Raw genomic sequence first — 15,067 nt, 5'->3', positions numbered from 1 at the left:
CGCCATGGGTGAGGTCTTCGCCGGTCGGTACGAGCTGATCGACCCGATCGGACGGGGCGGGGTGGGTGCGGTCTGGCGTGCCTGGGACCACCGGCGCCGCCGCTACGTGGCGGCCAAGGTGCTCCGGCAGAGCGACGCCCACACCCTCCTGCGCTTCGTCCGCGAGCAGGCGCTCAGGATCGACCACCCGCACGTCCTCGCCCCGGCCAGCTGGGCGGCCGACGACGACAAGGTCCTCTTCACGATGGACCTCGTGGCGGGCGGCTCGCTGGCCCACGTCATCGGGGACTACGGCGCCCTGCCGCCCCGCTTCGTGTGCGGTCTGCTGGACCAGCTGCTGTCCGGGCTCGCCGCGGTGCACGCGGAGGGGGTCGTGCACCGCGACATCAAGCCCGCCAACATCCTGCTGGACGTCACCGGAACCGGACGGCCGCACCTGCGGCTGTCCGACTTCGGCATCTCCATGCGCAAGGGCGAACCCCGGCTCACCGAGACCGACTACGTGATGGGGACGCCCGGTTACTTCGCGCCGGAGCAACTGAAGGGCGCCGAGCCGGACTTCGCCGCCGACCTGTTCGCCGTCGGCCTGGTCGCGCTCTATCTGCTCCAGGGCCGCAAGCCGGACGCCCAGGCCCTCGTGGAGTACTTCCTGGCGCACGGCACCCCGGGCGCCCCCCAGGGCATCCCGGAGCCCCTGTGGCAGGTCCTGGCCGGGCTGCTCCAGCCCGACCCGCAGGCCCGCTTCCGGACGGCCACGGGCGTGCGCAAGGCGCTGAGCGCGGCGGTGGAGCTGCTGCCCGAACCCGCCGGGCCCGACGAACCGGTCGAGATCTTCGACCAGATAGGCCCGCTGCCCGCCGGCTTCGGCCCGAACGGCCCCGAACCCGCGCGGTCGCCGCAGCCGCCGTCGCTGCCGCCGTCACTGCCCGGGTCACTGCCCGGGTCGCAGCCGCCGTCACTGCCGCCGTCACTGCCTGAGTCGCAGCCGGGGTGGCTGCCGGGCTCGCAGCCGCCGCAGCAGCAGGAGTCGCTGCCGGAATCGCCGTCGCTGCCGTCGCTGCCGTCGGCACGGATACCGCCCCCGCCGCCGCGGACACCGACCCAGCCGGTCTCCGTGCCGCCACCCGCCCCGGCGTACGCTCCGGCGCTCGCCCCCAGACCGACGCCACAGACGCCACAGACGCCACAGACGCCACAGACGCCACAGACGCCACAGACGCCACAGACGCCACAGACACATCAGACGCCACCAACGCATCAGCCGCCGCAGCCGCAGCCGCCCCACACGCTGCCCTACACCGTCCTCCAGGCGGCCCCCGGCGTCGCCCCCGACGCACCCCCCGCCCACCGCACGGGGCCGCCCGCGAAGGTGGCCGTCCCCGTGCTTCTCGTGGCGATGGTCTGCTTCGCCGTGGGGATATGGGCGCTCATCCAGGCCTAGACCCGGCACCCTCCGTCGGCCCGGCAGGCCGCCACACCCCCAGGCGCTTCGCAAGAGCAACCAATTCATTCGCTCCAGCGAACAGCACGAGGCCCCGGCCGCTCACAGCGGCCGGGGCCTCGCACACACAGACTGTTGGGTCTCACACACCCGAACCTGCGGGCACGGAGTCGGTCGCCTCCGTCCACAGGTCCTGCTCGGCGCGATCCGCCTGGATCTGGCGGTACACGAGGAGCCCGCCGATGGCGGCCAGTGCAACCAGGAGCAGCTTCTTCACCGCGCGACCTCGTCTTTCGTTGACGTAGGAGACTTCTGACGCCCACTCTACACACCGACCGATACCGATCAGTGACCTAGGCCGACAACGCGTCCGACACAACAATCGGGCCGGACGGGTGAACCGTACGAGCCGCTCACCGGCCCTGCGACAGATCCTTCGTGAGGTAGTGGCGATGGGCCTCGTCGAAGGCGTTCAGCGCCCGGCCGAACTCCAGGCCGACCTCGGCCGCCGTCATGGGCGGACGCCCCTCGCCCACGTGCCAGTCGCGCTCCCCGCTCGTGTCGTGGACGGAGTCGGCGCGGGCGTGCGCGACCTCGGCCACGGCCAGGAGCGCGTGTTCCATGTCCTCGCCGACCTCGGGGCCGAACTTCTCGTGCACGACGCTCAGGGACTCCAGGGCCTGCTCGACTCGGCGCTCCACGGTACGGAGGTCGTCACCGGCCAGGTGCGTGTCCCGCGCGATCTCGACGGACACGGCGGCGTGCTCGACGTCGACGACGGCGGTCCTGAACTCGATCAGGACGGAGCGGTACGCCTCCCGGGTCGCCTGTTCCTGCTGGATCCAGGTGGCCCGGTCCGCGGCCTTCACCGCCGCCAACTCGGCCCGTTCCGCGGCCGCGGCCGACCGCTCCGAAGCGGTCGCCGACCGGCGCGCGGGGACGAGCGCCACGACGGCCACGCCCAACGCGAGGACCGCGACGGCGAGGGAGAGCAGAGCGATGGTGTCCGCGTTCAATGCGTCCTTCCAGGGGTACGACGAAGGCCCTGTAGAACCAAGGGTTCTACAGGGCCTTCTGGCCTTCGAAAGGCCTTCTGTGGGGCTAACAGGATTTGAACCTGTGGCCTCATCCTTATCAGGGATGCGCTCTAACCAACTGAGCTATAGCCCCGCCGCGCTTTGCGGTGTGTGTCCCGCGCGCTGACTCCTGAAGATTAGCGCACGTGGGGGCCAGTCCCAAAATCGGTTACCGACCGGCCCCCTCCGGGCTCACTCGTCCTCGGCGAGCGTCAGCTCCACACCGCCCACGAAACCGGCCGACAGGTTGTAGATGAACGCCCCCAGCGTGGCCAGCGCCGTCATCAGGACGACGTCGATCACGGCGATGATCGAGGTGAACATCAGCACCCGCGGCAGCGACAGGAACGACTGCAGGTCGAAGCCGTTGGACTCGTTGGAGCCGGTGGCCTCGCTGATCGTGCCGCCCACGGTCGAGAAGACGCCCATGGCGTCCATGACCATCCACAGCACCGAGGCCGCCACCACCGTGCAGATGCCCAGCGCGATGGAGAGCAGGAAGCTCACCTTCATCACCGACCACGGATCGGCCTTCGCCACCCGCAGGCGCGCCTTGCGCGTGCGCGGAGTGGTCCGCGCGCCCGTGCGCGGCTTGCGCACGGCGGCCGTGTTCTGGCCGCCGGCCGTGCCGCCCTGCGCCGGGGCGCCGTAGGCCTGCGGCGGGTGGTACGGCCCGCCCTGCTGCGGCTGGCCCCCCGCCCGCTCGCCGGGCAGCGGCCCGTTGTACGTCTCGTACGAGGGCCCCTGCCCCCGGGTGTCCGTCACCGTATTCCCCCTACCTTCGGCGGGGGTGCCCCCACCCTGGGAGTCCGTGGCGGAGCCACGGGCACCGCTCGATCCTGCGGACCGGCCGTCGGCCGAACCGGCGCCCGTGGCTCCACTCACGCTCTACTCCTCGTGCTCCCCGGTCGCGGGCTCCGTGCCCTCGACCGCCTCGACCGCATCGGCGCCCTCGGCCACCTCGGCGTCGACGTCCTCGTCCTCGCCGCCGGCCTCGGCGTTGCGCGCGATGCCGACGACGGCGTCGCGCTTGCCCAGGTTGATCAGCTGGACGCCCATGGTGTCACGGCCGGTCTCCCTGACTTCATTGACTCGCGTACGAATCACACCGCCGGACAGCGTGATGGCGAGGATCTCGTCGGTCTCCTCGACCACCAGCGCGCCCACGAGCGAGCCGCGGTCCTCCACGATCTTGGCGGCCTTGATGCCGAGGCCGCCGCGACCCTGGACGCGGTACTCCTCGACCGGCGTGCGCTTGGCGTAGCCGCCGTCGGTCGCGGTGAAGACGAAAGTACCCGGCCGGACGACATTCATCGAGAGAAGCTCGTCGTCCTCGCGGAAACTCATCCCCTTGACACCCGACGTCGCGCGTCCCATCGGGCGCAGCGCGTCGTCGGTGGCGGTGAAGCGGATCGACTGCGCCTTGCGCGAGACCAGCAGCAGATCGTCCTCCGCCGAGACCAGCTCGGCACCGATCAGCTCGTCGTCGCCGCCACCCTCCTGCTCCCGCAGGTTGATCGCGATGACACCGCCGGAACGCGGCGAGTCGTAGTCCTTCAGCGCCGTCTTCTTGACCAGACCGGCCTTGGTGGCGAGCACCAGGTACGGCGCGGCCTCGTAGTCGCGGATCGCCAGGATCTGCGCGATCTGCTCGTCCGGCTGGAAGGCCAGCAGGTTGGCCACGTGCTGGCCGCGGGCGTCCCGGCCGGCGTCCGGCAGCTCGTACGCCTTGGCCCGGTAGACCCGGCCCTTGTTGGTGAAGAAGAGCAGCCAGTGGTGGGTGGTGGAGACGAAGAAGTGGTCGACGATGTCGTCCTGCTTCAGCTTCGTGCCGCGCACGCCCTTGCCGCCGCGCTTCTGCGAGCGGTAGTCCTCGGTCTTGGTGCGCTTCACATAGCCGCCACGGGTGATCGTGACGACGATGTCCTCCTCGGCGATGAGGTCCTCGATGGACATGTCGCCGTCGAAGGGCACCAGCTTGGAGCGGCGGTCGTCGCCGAACTTCTCGACGAGCGCGGCCAGCTCCTCGCTGACGATCGCGCGCTGGCGCTCCGGGGAGGCCAGGATCGCGTTGTACTCGTTGATCTTCGCCTGGAGCTCGTCGTGCTCGGCGACGATCTTCTGGCGCTCCAGGGCGGCGAGCCGGCGCAGCTGCATCTCGAGGATGGCGTTGGCCTGGATCTCGTCGATCTGGAGCAGGCCCATCAGGCCCGTGCGCGCGACCTCGACGGTCTCGCTGCGGCGGATGAGCGCGATGACCTCGTCGATCGCGTCGAGCGCCTTGAGGAGGCCGCGCAGGATGTGGGCGCGCTCCTCGGCCTTGCGCAGCCGGAACTTCGTCCGGCGGACGATGACCTCGATCTGGTGCTGCACCCAGTGGCGGATGAACGCGTCGATCGACAGGGTGCGCGGCACCCCGTCCACCAGCGCCAGCATGTTCGCGCCGAAGTTGGTCTGCAGATCGGTGTGCTTGTAGAGGTTGTTCAGCACGACCTTGGCGACGGCGTCGCGCTTGAGCACGATCACCAGGCGCTGGCCGGTCCGGGACGAGGTCTCGTCGCGGACGTCGGCGATGCCGCCGATCTTGCCGTCCTTCACCAGGTCGGCGATCTTCTGCGCGAGGTTGTCCGGGTTGGTCTGGTACGGGAGCTCGGTGACCACCAGGCACTGGCGGTTCTGGATCTCCTCGACCTCGACGACCGCGCGCATCGTGATGGAGCCGCGACCGGTGCGGTACGCCTCCTCGATGCCCTTGCGGCCGACGACGAGCGCGCCGGTCGGGAAGTCGGGGCCCTTGATCCGCTCGATCAGCGCGTCGAGGAGCTCCTCGTGGCTGGCGTCGGGGTGCTCCAGCGCCCACTGGGCACCGGCCGCGACCTCGCGCAGGTTGTGCGGCGGGATGTTGGTGGCCATGCCGACCGCGATGCCGGCGCTGCCGTTGACCAGCAGGTTCGGGAAGCGGGCCGGCAGGACCGTCGGCTCCTGGTTGCGGCCGTCGTAGTTGTCCTGGAAGTCGACGGTCTCCTCGTCGATGTCCCGGAGCATCTCCATGGCCAGCGGCATCAGCTTGCACTCGGTGTAGCGCATGGCGGCGGCCGGGTCGTTGCCCGGGGAGCCGAAGTTGCCGTTCGAGTCGACCAGCGGCATCCGCATCGACCAGGGCTGGGCGAGGCGGACGAGCGCGTCGTAGATCGAGGAGTCGCCGTGCGGGTGGTACGTACCCATGACGTCGCCGACGACGCGGGCGCACTTGTAGAAGCCCTTCTCGGGCCGGTAGCCGCCGTCGTACATCGCGTACAGCACGCGCCGGTGCACGGGCTTGAGGCCGTCCCGGACGTCGGGCAGCGCGCGGGACACGATGACGGACATCGCGTAGTCGAGGTACGAGCGCTGCATCTCGGTCTCGAGCCCGACGGGCTCGATCCGCAGCACGGGTTCGTCTTCGGTGGTGCCGGTCGGGGTGTTTTCGTCGGCCATTGCTGGTCGTCAGTCCTTTCGTACGGTCAGCTGAGACCGACTCAGATGTCGAGGAAGCGAACGTCCTTGGCGTTGCGCTGGATGAACGAGCGCCGCGCCTCGACGTCCTCGCCCATCAGCACCGAGAACAGGTCGTCGGCCTGGGCGGCGTCGTCCAGGGTGACCTGGCCGAGCACGCGGTGCTCGACGTCCATGGTGGTGACGCGCAGCTCCTCGGCGTTCATCTCGCCGAGACCCTTGAAGCGCTGGATCGAGTCTTCCTTGATCCGCTTGCCGTTCTGCTTGCCCAGCTCGACCAGCGCGTCGCGCTCGCGGTCCGAGTACGCGTACTCGAAGTCGTCCCGGCCCCACTTGATCTTGTAGAGCGGCGGGCGGGAGAGGTAGACGTGACCGGCCTCGACCAGCGGGCGCATGAAGCGGAAGAGGAAGGTCAGCAGCAGGGTGTTGATGTGCTGACCGTCGACGTCGGCGTCCGCCATCAGGATGATCTTGTGATAGCGGAGCTTCTCGATGTCGAAGTCCTCGTGCACACCGGTGCCGAAGGCGGAGATCAGCGCCTGGACCTCGGTGTTCTGCAGGATCTTGTCGACGCGGGCCTTCTCGACGTTCAGGATCTTGCCGCGGATCGGCAGGATGGCCTGGTACATCGGGTTGCGGCCGGACTTGGCCGAGCCGCCGGCGGAGTCACCCTCGACGATGAAGATCTCGCACTTGGTGGGGTCGTTCGACTGGCAGTCGGACAGCTTGCCCGGCAGCGAGGCGGACTCCAGCAGGCCCTTGCGGCGGGTCAGGTCGCGCGCCTTGCGCGCGGCCACGCGCGCGGTGGCGGCCTGGATGCCCTTGCGGATGATGTCCGCGGCCTCGTTGGGGTTGCGGTCGAACCAGTCCGTGAGGTGCTCGAAGACGACCTTCTGGACGAAGGTCTTCGCCTCGGTGTTGCCCAGCTTGGTCTTGGTCTGGCCCTCGAACTGCGGCTCGCCGATCTTGACCGAGATGATCGCGGTCAGACCCTCGCGGATGTCGTCGCCCGTGAGGTTGTCGTCCTTCTCGCGGAGCAGCTTCTTCTCGCGCGCGTACTTGTTGACGAGGGTCGTCAGCGCGGCGCGGAAGCCCTCCTCGTGGGTACCGCCCTCGTGGGTGTGGATCGTGTTCGCGAAGGAGTACACGCCCTCGGAGTACGAGGAGTTCCACTGCATCGCGATCTCGACCGAGAGCAGGCGCTCCTTGTCCTCGGCCTCGACGTCGATGACCGTGGGGTGGACCAGCTCGCCCTTGCGCGAGTTGAGGTACTTCACGAAGTCGACGATGCCGCCCTCGTAGTGGTACTTCACCGTGCGCGCGGCGGGCTCGGCACCGGCCTCGGCGTCCGGGTCGTCGGCGCCGACGGTGGCCTTGGCGGACTCGCGCTCGTCGGTGAGCGTGATCGTCAGGCCCTTGTTGAGGAAGGCCATCTCCTGGAAGCGCCGCGAGAGCGTCTCGAAGGAGTACTCGACCGTCTCGAAGATGTCCGGGTCGGACCAGAACGTGACCGAGGTGCCGGTCTCGTCGGTCGCCTCGTGCTGCGCGAGGGGCGCGGTCGGGGCGCCCATCTTGTAGTCCTGCGTCCAGCGGTGGCCGTCGGTCTTGATCTCCACCGCGACCTTGGTGGAGAGGGCGTTGACGACGGAGACGCCGACGCCGTGCAGACCGCCGGAGACCGCGTAGCCGCCGCCGCCGAACTTGCCGCCCGCGTGGAGGACGGTCAGCACGACCTCGACGGCCGGCTTGCCCTCGGACTCGACGATGCCGACGGGGATGCCGCGGCCGTTGTCGACGACGCGCACGCCGCCGTCGGCCAGGATCGTCACGTCGATGGTGTCCGCGTGACCGGCCAGGGCTTCGTCGACCGAGTTGTCGACGACCTCCTGCACCATGTGGTGCAGGCCGCGCTCTCCGGTCGAGCCGATGTACATGCCGGGGCGCTTGCGCACCGCATCCAGACCCTCGAGTACCTGGATGTTGCTGGCGGTGTACTGGTTGTTCTCGTTGGGGTTGCCGGAATCGGCCACGAAGCGCCCTTTCTGGCACAGCACAGGCCGTTCTCCGGGCATACGGGAGCGGCTGCGTCGTTCGACATGTTCCGCAGGGTGGCGGGATTGCCTCCCAGTCTACCGGTACCACTGACACTCATGGGGGTTTGCCGGTACCTGAATGCTCATGTGCCGCCCTCGACGGGCGCGAGACGACTCCCCATATCCGGGGAGGGGCTTCAGAGGCCTCTGGCGGCCACCTAGCGCTTCGGGTCGTAGCGCGCAGTGGGCACCGGGACGGAGGGCCTACCCGTAGGTGTCGCCGGGCCCGGTCGACCCCGGCGCCCGCAGCGGTCCGTACCCCCGCCGCGGCCCGCCCGGCCCCAGGACCTTGATCATCCGCACGGTGCCGTGCCCCAGGTCCTCGTTGAGCCGCGCCACCAGCCGCGGCGCCAGCAGCCGCAGCTGCGTGGCCCAGGCCGTGGAGTCGCACTGCACGGTGAGCACCCGCACCTCGGGGTCCTCGTCGTACTTCAGCGGTACGCAGTGCTTGGCCAGGTCCTCGCCGACGATCTGCGGCCAGCGGCCCATGACCCCGCCGACCGCGGCCGGCGTCTCCCAGCCCCGCTCGGTGATCAGCCGGTTGATGGCGGCGCCGAGCGCCATCGGGTCGCGCCCGTCCGCGCGGGCGCCGGAGCGCAGCCCGCCGCCCCGCCGCGCCTGCTTCTTCTGCTGGGCCGCCGCGCCCCGCGCCTTCGCCTGCTCCTTGGCGGCGCGCAGCGCGACCCGCGCGAGGTCGACACCCGAGGGCTCGGGCGCCGCCGGCTTGTCCACAGGCTGGGGAGAAGAAGTCCGCGGGGAGGATTCGCCGTTCGCGCCCGTCATGCCCGTCACACCCGTTCCACTGTCCCGCCGGAGACCGCGTACCGCGTTCCCGCGAGCACGCCCGGCACGTCGTCGTCCACGGCGGCCGTCACCAGCACCTGCTCGCCGGGCGCCACCAGCTCCGCGAGCCGTTCGCGCCGGCGCGCGTCGAGTTCGGCGAAGACGTCGTCGAGGACGAGGACCGGCTCGTTGCCCTCGGCACGCAGCAGGTCGTACGAGGCGAGCCGCAGCGCCAGCGCGTACGACCAGGACTCGCCGTGGCTCGCGTACCCCTTGGCCGGCAGGTCGCCCAGCTTGAGCAGGAGCTCGTCGCGGTGCGGCCCGACCAGCGTGACGCCCCGCTCGATCTCCTGCTTGCGGACCTCGGCGAGCGCGGCGGTCAGCTGCTCGTACAGCTCCTCGCGGGTGTGCCCGGAGCCGGGCGCGGACGGCTTGTACTCCAGGTGTACGGGGCCGCCGCCGGGGGCCAGCTGCTCGTACGCCTTGTCGGCGAGCGGGCGCAGCACCCCGATGAGGTCGAGCCGCTGGGCGAGCAGCTCGGCGCCCGCGCGGGCCAGGTGCTGGTCCCAGACGTCGAGCGTGGACAGGTCCATGAACCGGCCGCCGTGCCGGCGGGCCATGGCGGCGGACTTCAGGAGCGTGTTGCGCTGCTTGAGCACCCGCTCGTAGTCCGAGCGCACGCCCGCCATGCGCGGCGCGCGCGCCGTGATCAGCTCGTCGAGGAAGCGCCGGCGCTCGCCCGGGTCGCCCTTGATCAGCGCCAGGTCCTCCGGCGCGAACAGCACCGTCCGCACGATCCCCAGGACGTCACGGGGCCTGACCTGCGAGGACCGGTTGATCCGGGCCCGGTTCGCGCGGCCCGGGTTGAGTTCGAGCTCGACCAGCTGGGAGCGCTCGCCCTGGGTGACGGCGGCCCGGATGACCGCCCGCTCGGCGCCCATCCGCACGAGCGGGGCGTCGGAGGCGACGCGGTGGCTGCCGAGGGTGGCGAGATAGCCGACCGCCTCGACGAGATTGGTCTTGCCCTGCCCGTTCGCCCCCACGAACGCGGTGACGCCCGGGTCGAGCGGGACCTCGACCCGGGCGTACGAGCGGAAGTCGGCCAGCGACAGATGCGTGACGTGCATGGTGGGCGCCGACCTTCTTCCCCCGGCGGCTGTGCACCGCGGGGTGCACAGCCTGTGGATTACTTCTTCGTCTCGACCGCGTGGCCACCGAACTGGTTGCGCAGCGCGGCGATCATCTTCATCTGCGGGGAGTCGTCCTGACGGGAGGCGAACCGCGCGAACAGCGAGGCGGTGATCGCCGGCAGCGGCACGGCGTTGTCGATGGCGGCCTCGACCGTCCACCGGCCCTCGCCGGAGTCCGACGCGTAGCCGCGCAGCTTGTCCAGGTGCTCGTCCTCGTCGAGGGCGTTGACCGCGAGGTCCAGCAGCCAGGAACGGATGACCGTGCCCTCCTGCCAGGAGCGGAAGACCTCGCGCACGTCGGTGACGGAGTCGACCTTCTCCAGGAGCTCCCAGCCCTCGGCGTAGGCCTGCATCATCGCGTACTCGATGCCGTTGTGGACCATCTTCGCGAAGTGGCCGGCGCCGACCTTGCCGGCGTGCACCGAGCCGAACTCGCCCTCGGGCTTGAGCGCGTCGAAGATCGGCTGGACGCGGGCCACGTGCTCGGCGTCGCCGCCGTACATCAGCGCGTAGCCGTTCTCCAGGCCCCAGACGCCGCCGGAGACACCGCAGTCGACGAAGCCGATGCCCTTGGCCGCCAGCTCCTCGGCGTGCTTCTCGTCGTCGGTCCAGCGGGAGTTGCCGCCGTCCACGACGATGTCGCCGGGGGAGAGCAGCTCGGCCAGCTCGTCGATGGTGGACTGGGTCGCGGCACCGGCCGGGACCATCACCCACACGACCCGCGGACCCTGGAGGCCGTCCACAAGCTCCTGGAGGCTGTGGACATCGGCGAGGTCAGGGTTGCGGTCGTATCCGACGACGGTGTGGCCTGCGCGGCGGATGCGCTCACGCATGTTGCCGCCCATCTTGCCGAGACCGACGAGACCGAGCTCCATCAGATGATTCCTTAAGCGTCGTGTGCGGTTCGTACCCGCGTCCGAGCCTACGCCCGGACGCGGGTGCACACCTGTGGGGTCAGCCGCTCAGGCGTACCGGCATGATCAGGTACTTGTAGGCCTCGTCCGCCTCCGCGTCGAGCGCCGGCTTGCCGCTCAGCAGCGCCGGCTTCGTGGAGGTCGTGAAGGAGAGCTGGGCGACCGGGGAGTCGATCGCGCTCAGGCCGTCCAGCAGGAAGGTCGGGTTGAAGGCGATCGAGATGTCGTCGCCGTCCAGCTGCGCGTCCACCCGCTCCACAGCCTGTGCGTCGTCGCTGGAGCCGGCCTCCAGGATGAGCACGCCCTGCTCGAAGCTGAGCCGGACCGGGGTGTTGCGCTCGGCCACCAGGGCCACGCGCTTGACGGCCTCGACGAAGGGGGCGGTCTCGATCACCGCGACCGAGTTGAACTCGGTGGGGAAGAGCGTCCGGTACTTCGGCAGGTCGCCCTCGAGCAGCCGGGTGGTGGTGCGGCGGCCGGCGCCCTCGAAGCCGATCAGGCCCTCGCCCTTGCCGGAGCCGGAGAGCGCCAGGGTGACCGTGTCACCGCTGGTCAGGGCCTTGGCGGTGTCCAGCAGGGTCTTCGCGGGCACCAGGGCGACCGCGGAGGCGTCCGGGGACTCCGGCTTCCACAGGAACTCGCGGACGGCGAAGCGGTAGCGGTCGGTGGAGGCCAGGGTGACGGTGTCGCCCTCGATCTCGATGCGCACACCGGTGAGCACGGGCAGCGTGTCGTCGCGGCCGGCGGCGATGGCCACCTGGGCGGCGGCGGAGGCGAAGACCTCACCGGGGACGGTGCCGGTGGCGGTGGGCATCTCCGGCAGCGACGGGTACTCCTCCACAGGCAGGGTGTGGAGGGTGAAGCGGGAGGAGCCGCAGACCACGGTCGCCCGTACACCGTCTGTGGAGATCTCCACCGGACGGTTGGGGAGGGCGCGGCAGATGTCGGCGAGCAGGCGGCCGGAGACCAGGACGGTGCCGTCCTCCTCGACCTCGGCCTCGACGGAGACGCGGGCCGAGACCTCGTAGTCGAAGCTGGAGAAGCTCAGCGCGCCGTCCTCGGCCTTCAGCAGAAGGCCCGCGAGCACGGGAGCCGGCGGACGGGCCGGGAGGCTGCGGGCCACCCAGGCCACCGCCTCGGCAAGTACGTCGCGCTCCACCCGGATCTTCACCGGAACCGCCTCCTGCTTGTTGCTGGCTCTTCGTCGACTGCGGGAACCAGTCTGACGTACGCCACCGACACTCGGTGCGGCTCGGGGTCAAGTCGCGACAAGAGGTCGCCGAGGCTCCGGGCTCGAGTTGTGCACAGGCCCCGCTTCGAAGCGGATTCCTAGCTAACTCTCTGTGGGAGTAGTAGTAGGGGCTGTGGAAACCGTGGATAACGCTGTTCGCGCAGGTCAGCGCCGCTTTTTTGTCCACCGACCCTGTGGGTGGAGCCCGTGGACAACCGGGCCGTTCTGTGGACACGCGAAAGTTCTGCACACCCGATTCACAGGGCATGGGGAGTTCTCCCCAGTGCTGTCCCCAGCTTTCCCCAGGTTCCCCACAGCCCAAACGTCTCCCTTGGTGTGACCGCTTTCACTCGGTGCGGTGAGACCGGGTGTTTCGTTGCCGAACAGTGGACAGCAGTGTGGAGAAGCTGTGGGCAACCGCCCGGACCCTGTGGGCGGCCGGTGGACAACCGAGCCGGGCGCTTGTGGACAGATTTTTCATCCACAGGCTGTGGAGATCGTTTGCCAACAATTCCACAGGCCTCTGACCTGGAGTGATGATCTGTCAGCCGGTCCCCCTGTGGATGCAATCCGGATAACTTCGCAGTCCCCACCCTGTGGACGGGAGATCATCCCCCAATCTGTGGAGAACCCGCCACCGGAACGGAGTAATCGAACAGCGGGGTCTCGTACACAGGTGTGCACGGGGCTCGGTCAGCGGCCGCGGACCGCCCGTGGACCGCCCTCAGGCAGCTTCCCGACCCCCCTCGGGCAGCCCTGGGACCGCTTTCGGGCCGTCCGCGGAGCGTCCACAGACCCACCGGGAAGGGCTTCAGGAAGGCTTCGGGGAAGGCGTCGGGGAAGGCTTCGGGGAAGGCTTCGGGAACGCCGAAGGGCGCCCCGGGACATCTCCCGGGGCGCCCTTCGGCGAGGTGCTACGCGGCGTCTCAGCCGTTCTTGATGCGGTTGGTCAGCTCGGTGACCTGGTTGTAGATGGAGCGGCGCTCCGCCATCAGGGCGCGGATCTTGCGGTCGGCGTGCATGACCGTGGTGTGGTCACGGCCGCCGAACTGCGCGCCGATCTTCGGCAGCGACAGGTCCGTGAGCTCCCGGCACAGGTACATGGCGATCTGTCGGGCCGTGACCAGCACCCGGCTGCGGGAGGAGCCGCACAGGTCCTCCACGGTCAGCCCGAAGTAGTCCGCCGTGGCCGCCATGATCGCGCCGGCGGTGATCTCCGGCGCCGAGTCCTCGCCGCCCGGGATCAGGTCCTTGAGGACGATCTCGGTCAGACCGAGGTCCACCGGCTGCCGGTTGAGGCTCGCGAAGGCCGTCACCCGGATCAGCGCGCCCTCCAGCTCGCGGATGTTCCGCGAGATCCGCGAGGCGATGAACTCCAGCACCTCCGGCGGGGCGTTCAGCTGCTCCTGGACCGCCTTCTTGCGCAGGATCGCGATGCGCGTCTCCAGCTCCGGCGGCTGCACGTCGGTGGTCAGGCCCCACTCGAAGCGGTTGCGGAGCCGGTCCTCCAGGGTCACCAGCTGCTTGGGCGGCCGGTCCGAGGAGAGCACGATCTGCTTGTTGGCGTTGTGGAGCGTGTTGAACGTGTGGAAGAACTCCTCCTGCGTCGACTCCTTGCTCGCGAGGAACTGGATGTCGTCGACCAGCAGGATGTCCACATCGCGGTAGCGCTTGCGGAAGGCGTCGCCCTTGCCGTCGCGGATCGAGTTGATGAACTCGTTGGTGAACTCCTCCGAGCTCACGTACCGCACCCGCGTGCCCGGGTAGAGGCTGCGGGCGTAGTGACCGATCGCGTGCAGCAGATGGGTCTTGCCGAGCCCCGACTCCCCGTAGATGAAGAGGGGGTTGTACGCCTTCGCCGGCGCCTCGGCCACCGCGACGGCGGCGGCGTGGGCGAAGCGGTTCGAGGAACCGATGACGAAGGTGTCGAACAGGTACTTGGGGTTCAGCCGCGCGTGCTGCTCGCCGGGCGCGCCGGAACCGGCACCCGGCCCGGAGGGACCGCCCATGCCGGGGCCGCCGCCGGTGGGACCGGTGCCCATCGGGCCGGGGACGGGGCGCCCGCCGGGGCCGCCGCCCGGCCGCTGCGGCTCCGGCAGCTCGCCGCGCTCGGGCCGCTGCGGCTGCTCGTACGCCGGGGGCCGCTCGTCGTACCGCGGCTGCGGCTGCTGGGGGCGGGCCGTCGCGTACGGGTCGCGCTCCTGGAAGCCGCCGAGCCGCTGCTGCTGCCAGGACAGGTCCTCCTGGGCGCGCGGCCAGGAGCCGGGCTCCGGACGCTGCTGCTGGTACTCGGGGTAGGCGGGCCGGGCGGTCGGCAGACCGTCGTCCGGCAGCGGGCGCCCGTACTCGTCGTACTTCTCGTACTTCTCGTACTTTCCGTACGGCTCCGCCGACGGGCGCTCGTCGTAGCGCTGCGGCGGCTGGGGCTGCGGCGCCTGCCGGACGGGCGGCGCGGGCGGGGTCGGCTCGCCGACCGAGTCGTCGACGGTGATCGCGATCCGGATCGGACGTCCGCAGGCGTGGCTGAGGGCCTCGCTGATCAGCGGGGCGAGCCGGCCCTCGAGGACCTGCTTGCCGTACTCGTTGGGGACCGCGAGCAGGGCGGTGTCGGCCACCAGCGCGAGCGGCTGGCAGCGCTCGATCCACTGCCGGTCCTTGCCCTCGATGCCCTGCTGGCCTTCGCCGAGAAGCTGTTCCAGCACGCGCGGCCACACTGCGGCAAGATCGGCAGGTACGTCAGCCACGGGGCACGCTTCCTCGCAGGTCCCACGAATGTGTGGTTCTCGGGACGGTTGGTCGAAGTCCTGAAGGACAGGTAAGGACAGAACGGAAAAGATTGCGGAG

The 15,067-nt window shown here is 70.1% G+C and carries 11 protein-coding genes and 1 tRNA gene; 1 reads left to right on the top strand and 11 read right to left on the bottom strand.

From position 1 onward, the window contains the following. Nucleotides 1–4: 4 nt before the first annotated feature. Nucleotides 5–1,441 carry a serine/threonine-protein kinase gene (locus ABD981_RS20615; protein WP_046908694.1) on the top strand — a complete coding sequence of 479 codons (1,437 nt, stop codon included), beginning with the start codon at nucleotides 5–7 and terminating at the stop codon, nucleotides 1,439–1,441. 142 nt (nucleotides 1,442–1,583) lie between these two features. Here ABD981_RS20615 and ABD981_RS20610 read toward each other — a convergent pair whose 3' ends face one another. The 11 genes from ABD981_RS20610 to dnaA form a co-directional block, all read right to left on the bottom strand. Continuing rightward, complete coding sequence (locus ABD981_RS20610) at nucleotides 1,584–1,718, bottom strand: DLW-39 family protein (RefSeq protein WP_003958712.1); 135 nt, start codon at nucleotides 1,716–1,718, stop codon at nucleotides 1,584–1,586. Nucleotides 1,719–1,854: 136 nt separating this feature from the next. Beyond that, complete coding sequence (locus tag ABD981_RS20605; protein ID WP_046908693.1) at nucleotides 1,855–2,457, bottom strand: hypothetical protein; 603 nt, start codon at nucleotides 2,455–2,457, stop codon at nucleotides 1,855–1,857. Between the two features lie 80 nt (nucleotides 2,458–2,537). Continuing rightward, nucleotides 2,538–2,611 (bottom strand) — tRNA-Ile (locus tag ABD981_RS20600). Between the two features lie 98 nt (nucleotides 2,612–2,709). Next, a complete protein-coding gene (locus ABD981_RS20595; RefSeq protein ID WP_165590950.1) occupies nucleotides 2,710–3,402 on the bottom strand; it encodes a DUF3566 domain-containing protein in 693 nt (230 codons plus the stop codon). 3 nt (nucleotides 3,403–3,405) lie between these two features. Then, nucleotides 3,406–5,994, bottom strand: a complete 2,589-nt coding sequence (gene gyrA / locus ABD981_RS20590) for a DNA gyrase subunit A (protein ID WP_046908691.1) — start codon at nucleotides 5,992–5,994, stop codon at nucleotides 3,406–3,408. Nucleotides 5,995–6,035: 41 nt separating this feature from the next. Next, nucleotides 6,036–8,066, bottom strand: a complete 2,031-nt coding sequence (gene gyrB, locus ABD981_RS20585) for a DNA topoisomerase (ATP-hydrolyzing) subunit B (RefSeq protein ID WP_046908690.1) — start codon at nucleotides 8,064–8,066, stop codon at nucleotides 6,036–6,038. Nucleotides 8,067–8,309: 243 nt separating this feature from the next. After that, the gene (locus ABD981_RS20580; RefSeq protein ID WP_046908726.1) at nucleotides 8,310–8,888 is read right to left on the bottom strand and encodes a DciA family protein; all 579 of its coding nucleotides are present in this window, start codon (nucleotides 8,886–8,888) and stop codon (nucleotides 8,310–8,312) included. A gap of 5 nt (nucleotides 8,889–8,893) precedes the next feature. Then, nucleotides 8,894–10,015 (bottom strand): DNA replication/repair protein RecF, encoded by a 1,122-nt coding sequence (gene recF, locus ABD981_RS20575; RefSeq protein WP_046908689.1) that lies wholly within the window; start codon nucleotides 10,013–10,015, stop codon nucleotides 8,894–8,896. 59 nt (nucleotides 10,016–10,074) lie between these two features. Then, entirely contained in the window at nucleotides 10,075–10,956 is an 882-nt protein-coding gene (gene gnd / locus ABD981_RS20570) for a phosphogluconate dehydrogenase (NAD(+)-dependent, decarboxylating) (protein WP_478074267.1), read from the bottom strand. A 76-nt stretch (nucleotides 10,957–11,032) separates the two neighbouring features. After that, entirely contained in the window at nucleotides 11,033–12,163 is a 1,131-nt protein-coding gene (dnaN, locus tag ABD981_RS20565) for a DNA polymerase III subunit beta (RefSeq protein WP_046908687.1), read from the bottom strand. 986 nt (nucleotides 12,164–13,149) lie between these two features. Beyond that, entirely contained in the window at nucleotides 13,150–14,967 is a 1,818-nt protein-coding gene (gene dnaA / locus ABD981_RS20560) for a chromosomal replication initiator protein DnaA (protein WP_205628195.1), read from the bottom strand. Nucleotides 14,968–15,067 lie beyond the last annotated feature (100 nt).

The sequence above is a fragment of the Streptomyces showdoensis genome (assembly GCF_039535475.1).
Taxonomy (GTDB): Bacteria; Actinomycetota; Actinomycetes; order Streptomycetales; family Streptomycetaceae; genus Streptomyces; species Streptomyces showdoensis.
The sequence above is the reverse complement of the archived record's forward strand: the minus strand, read 5'-3'. Positions and strand labels throughout refer to the sequence as shown.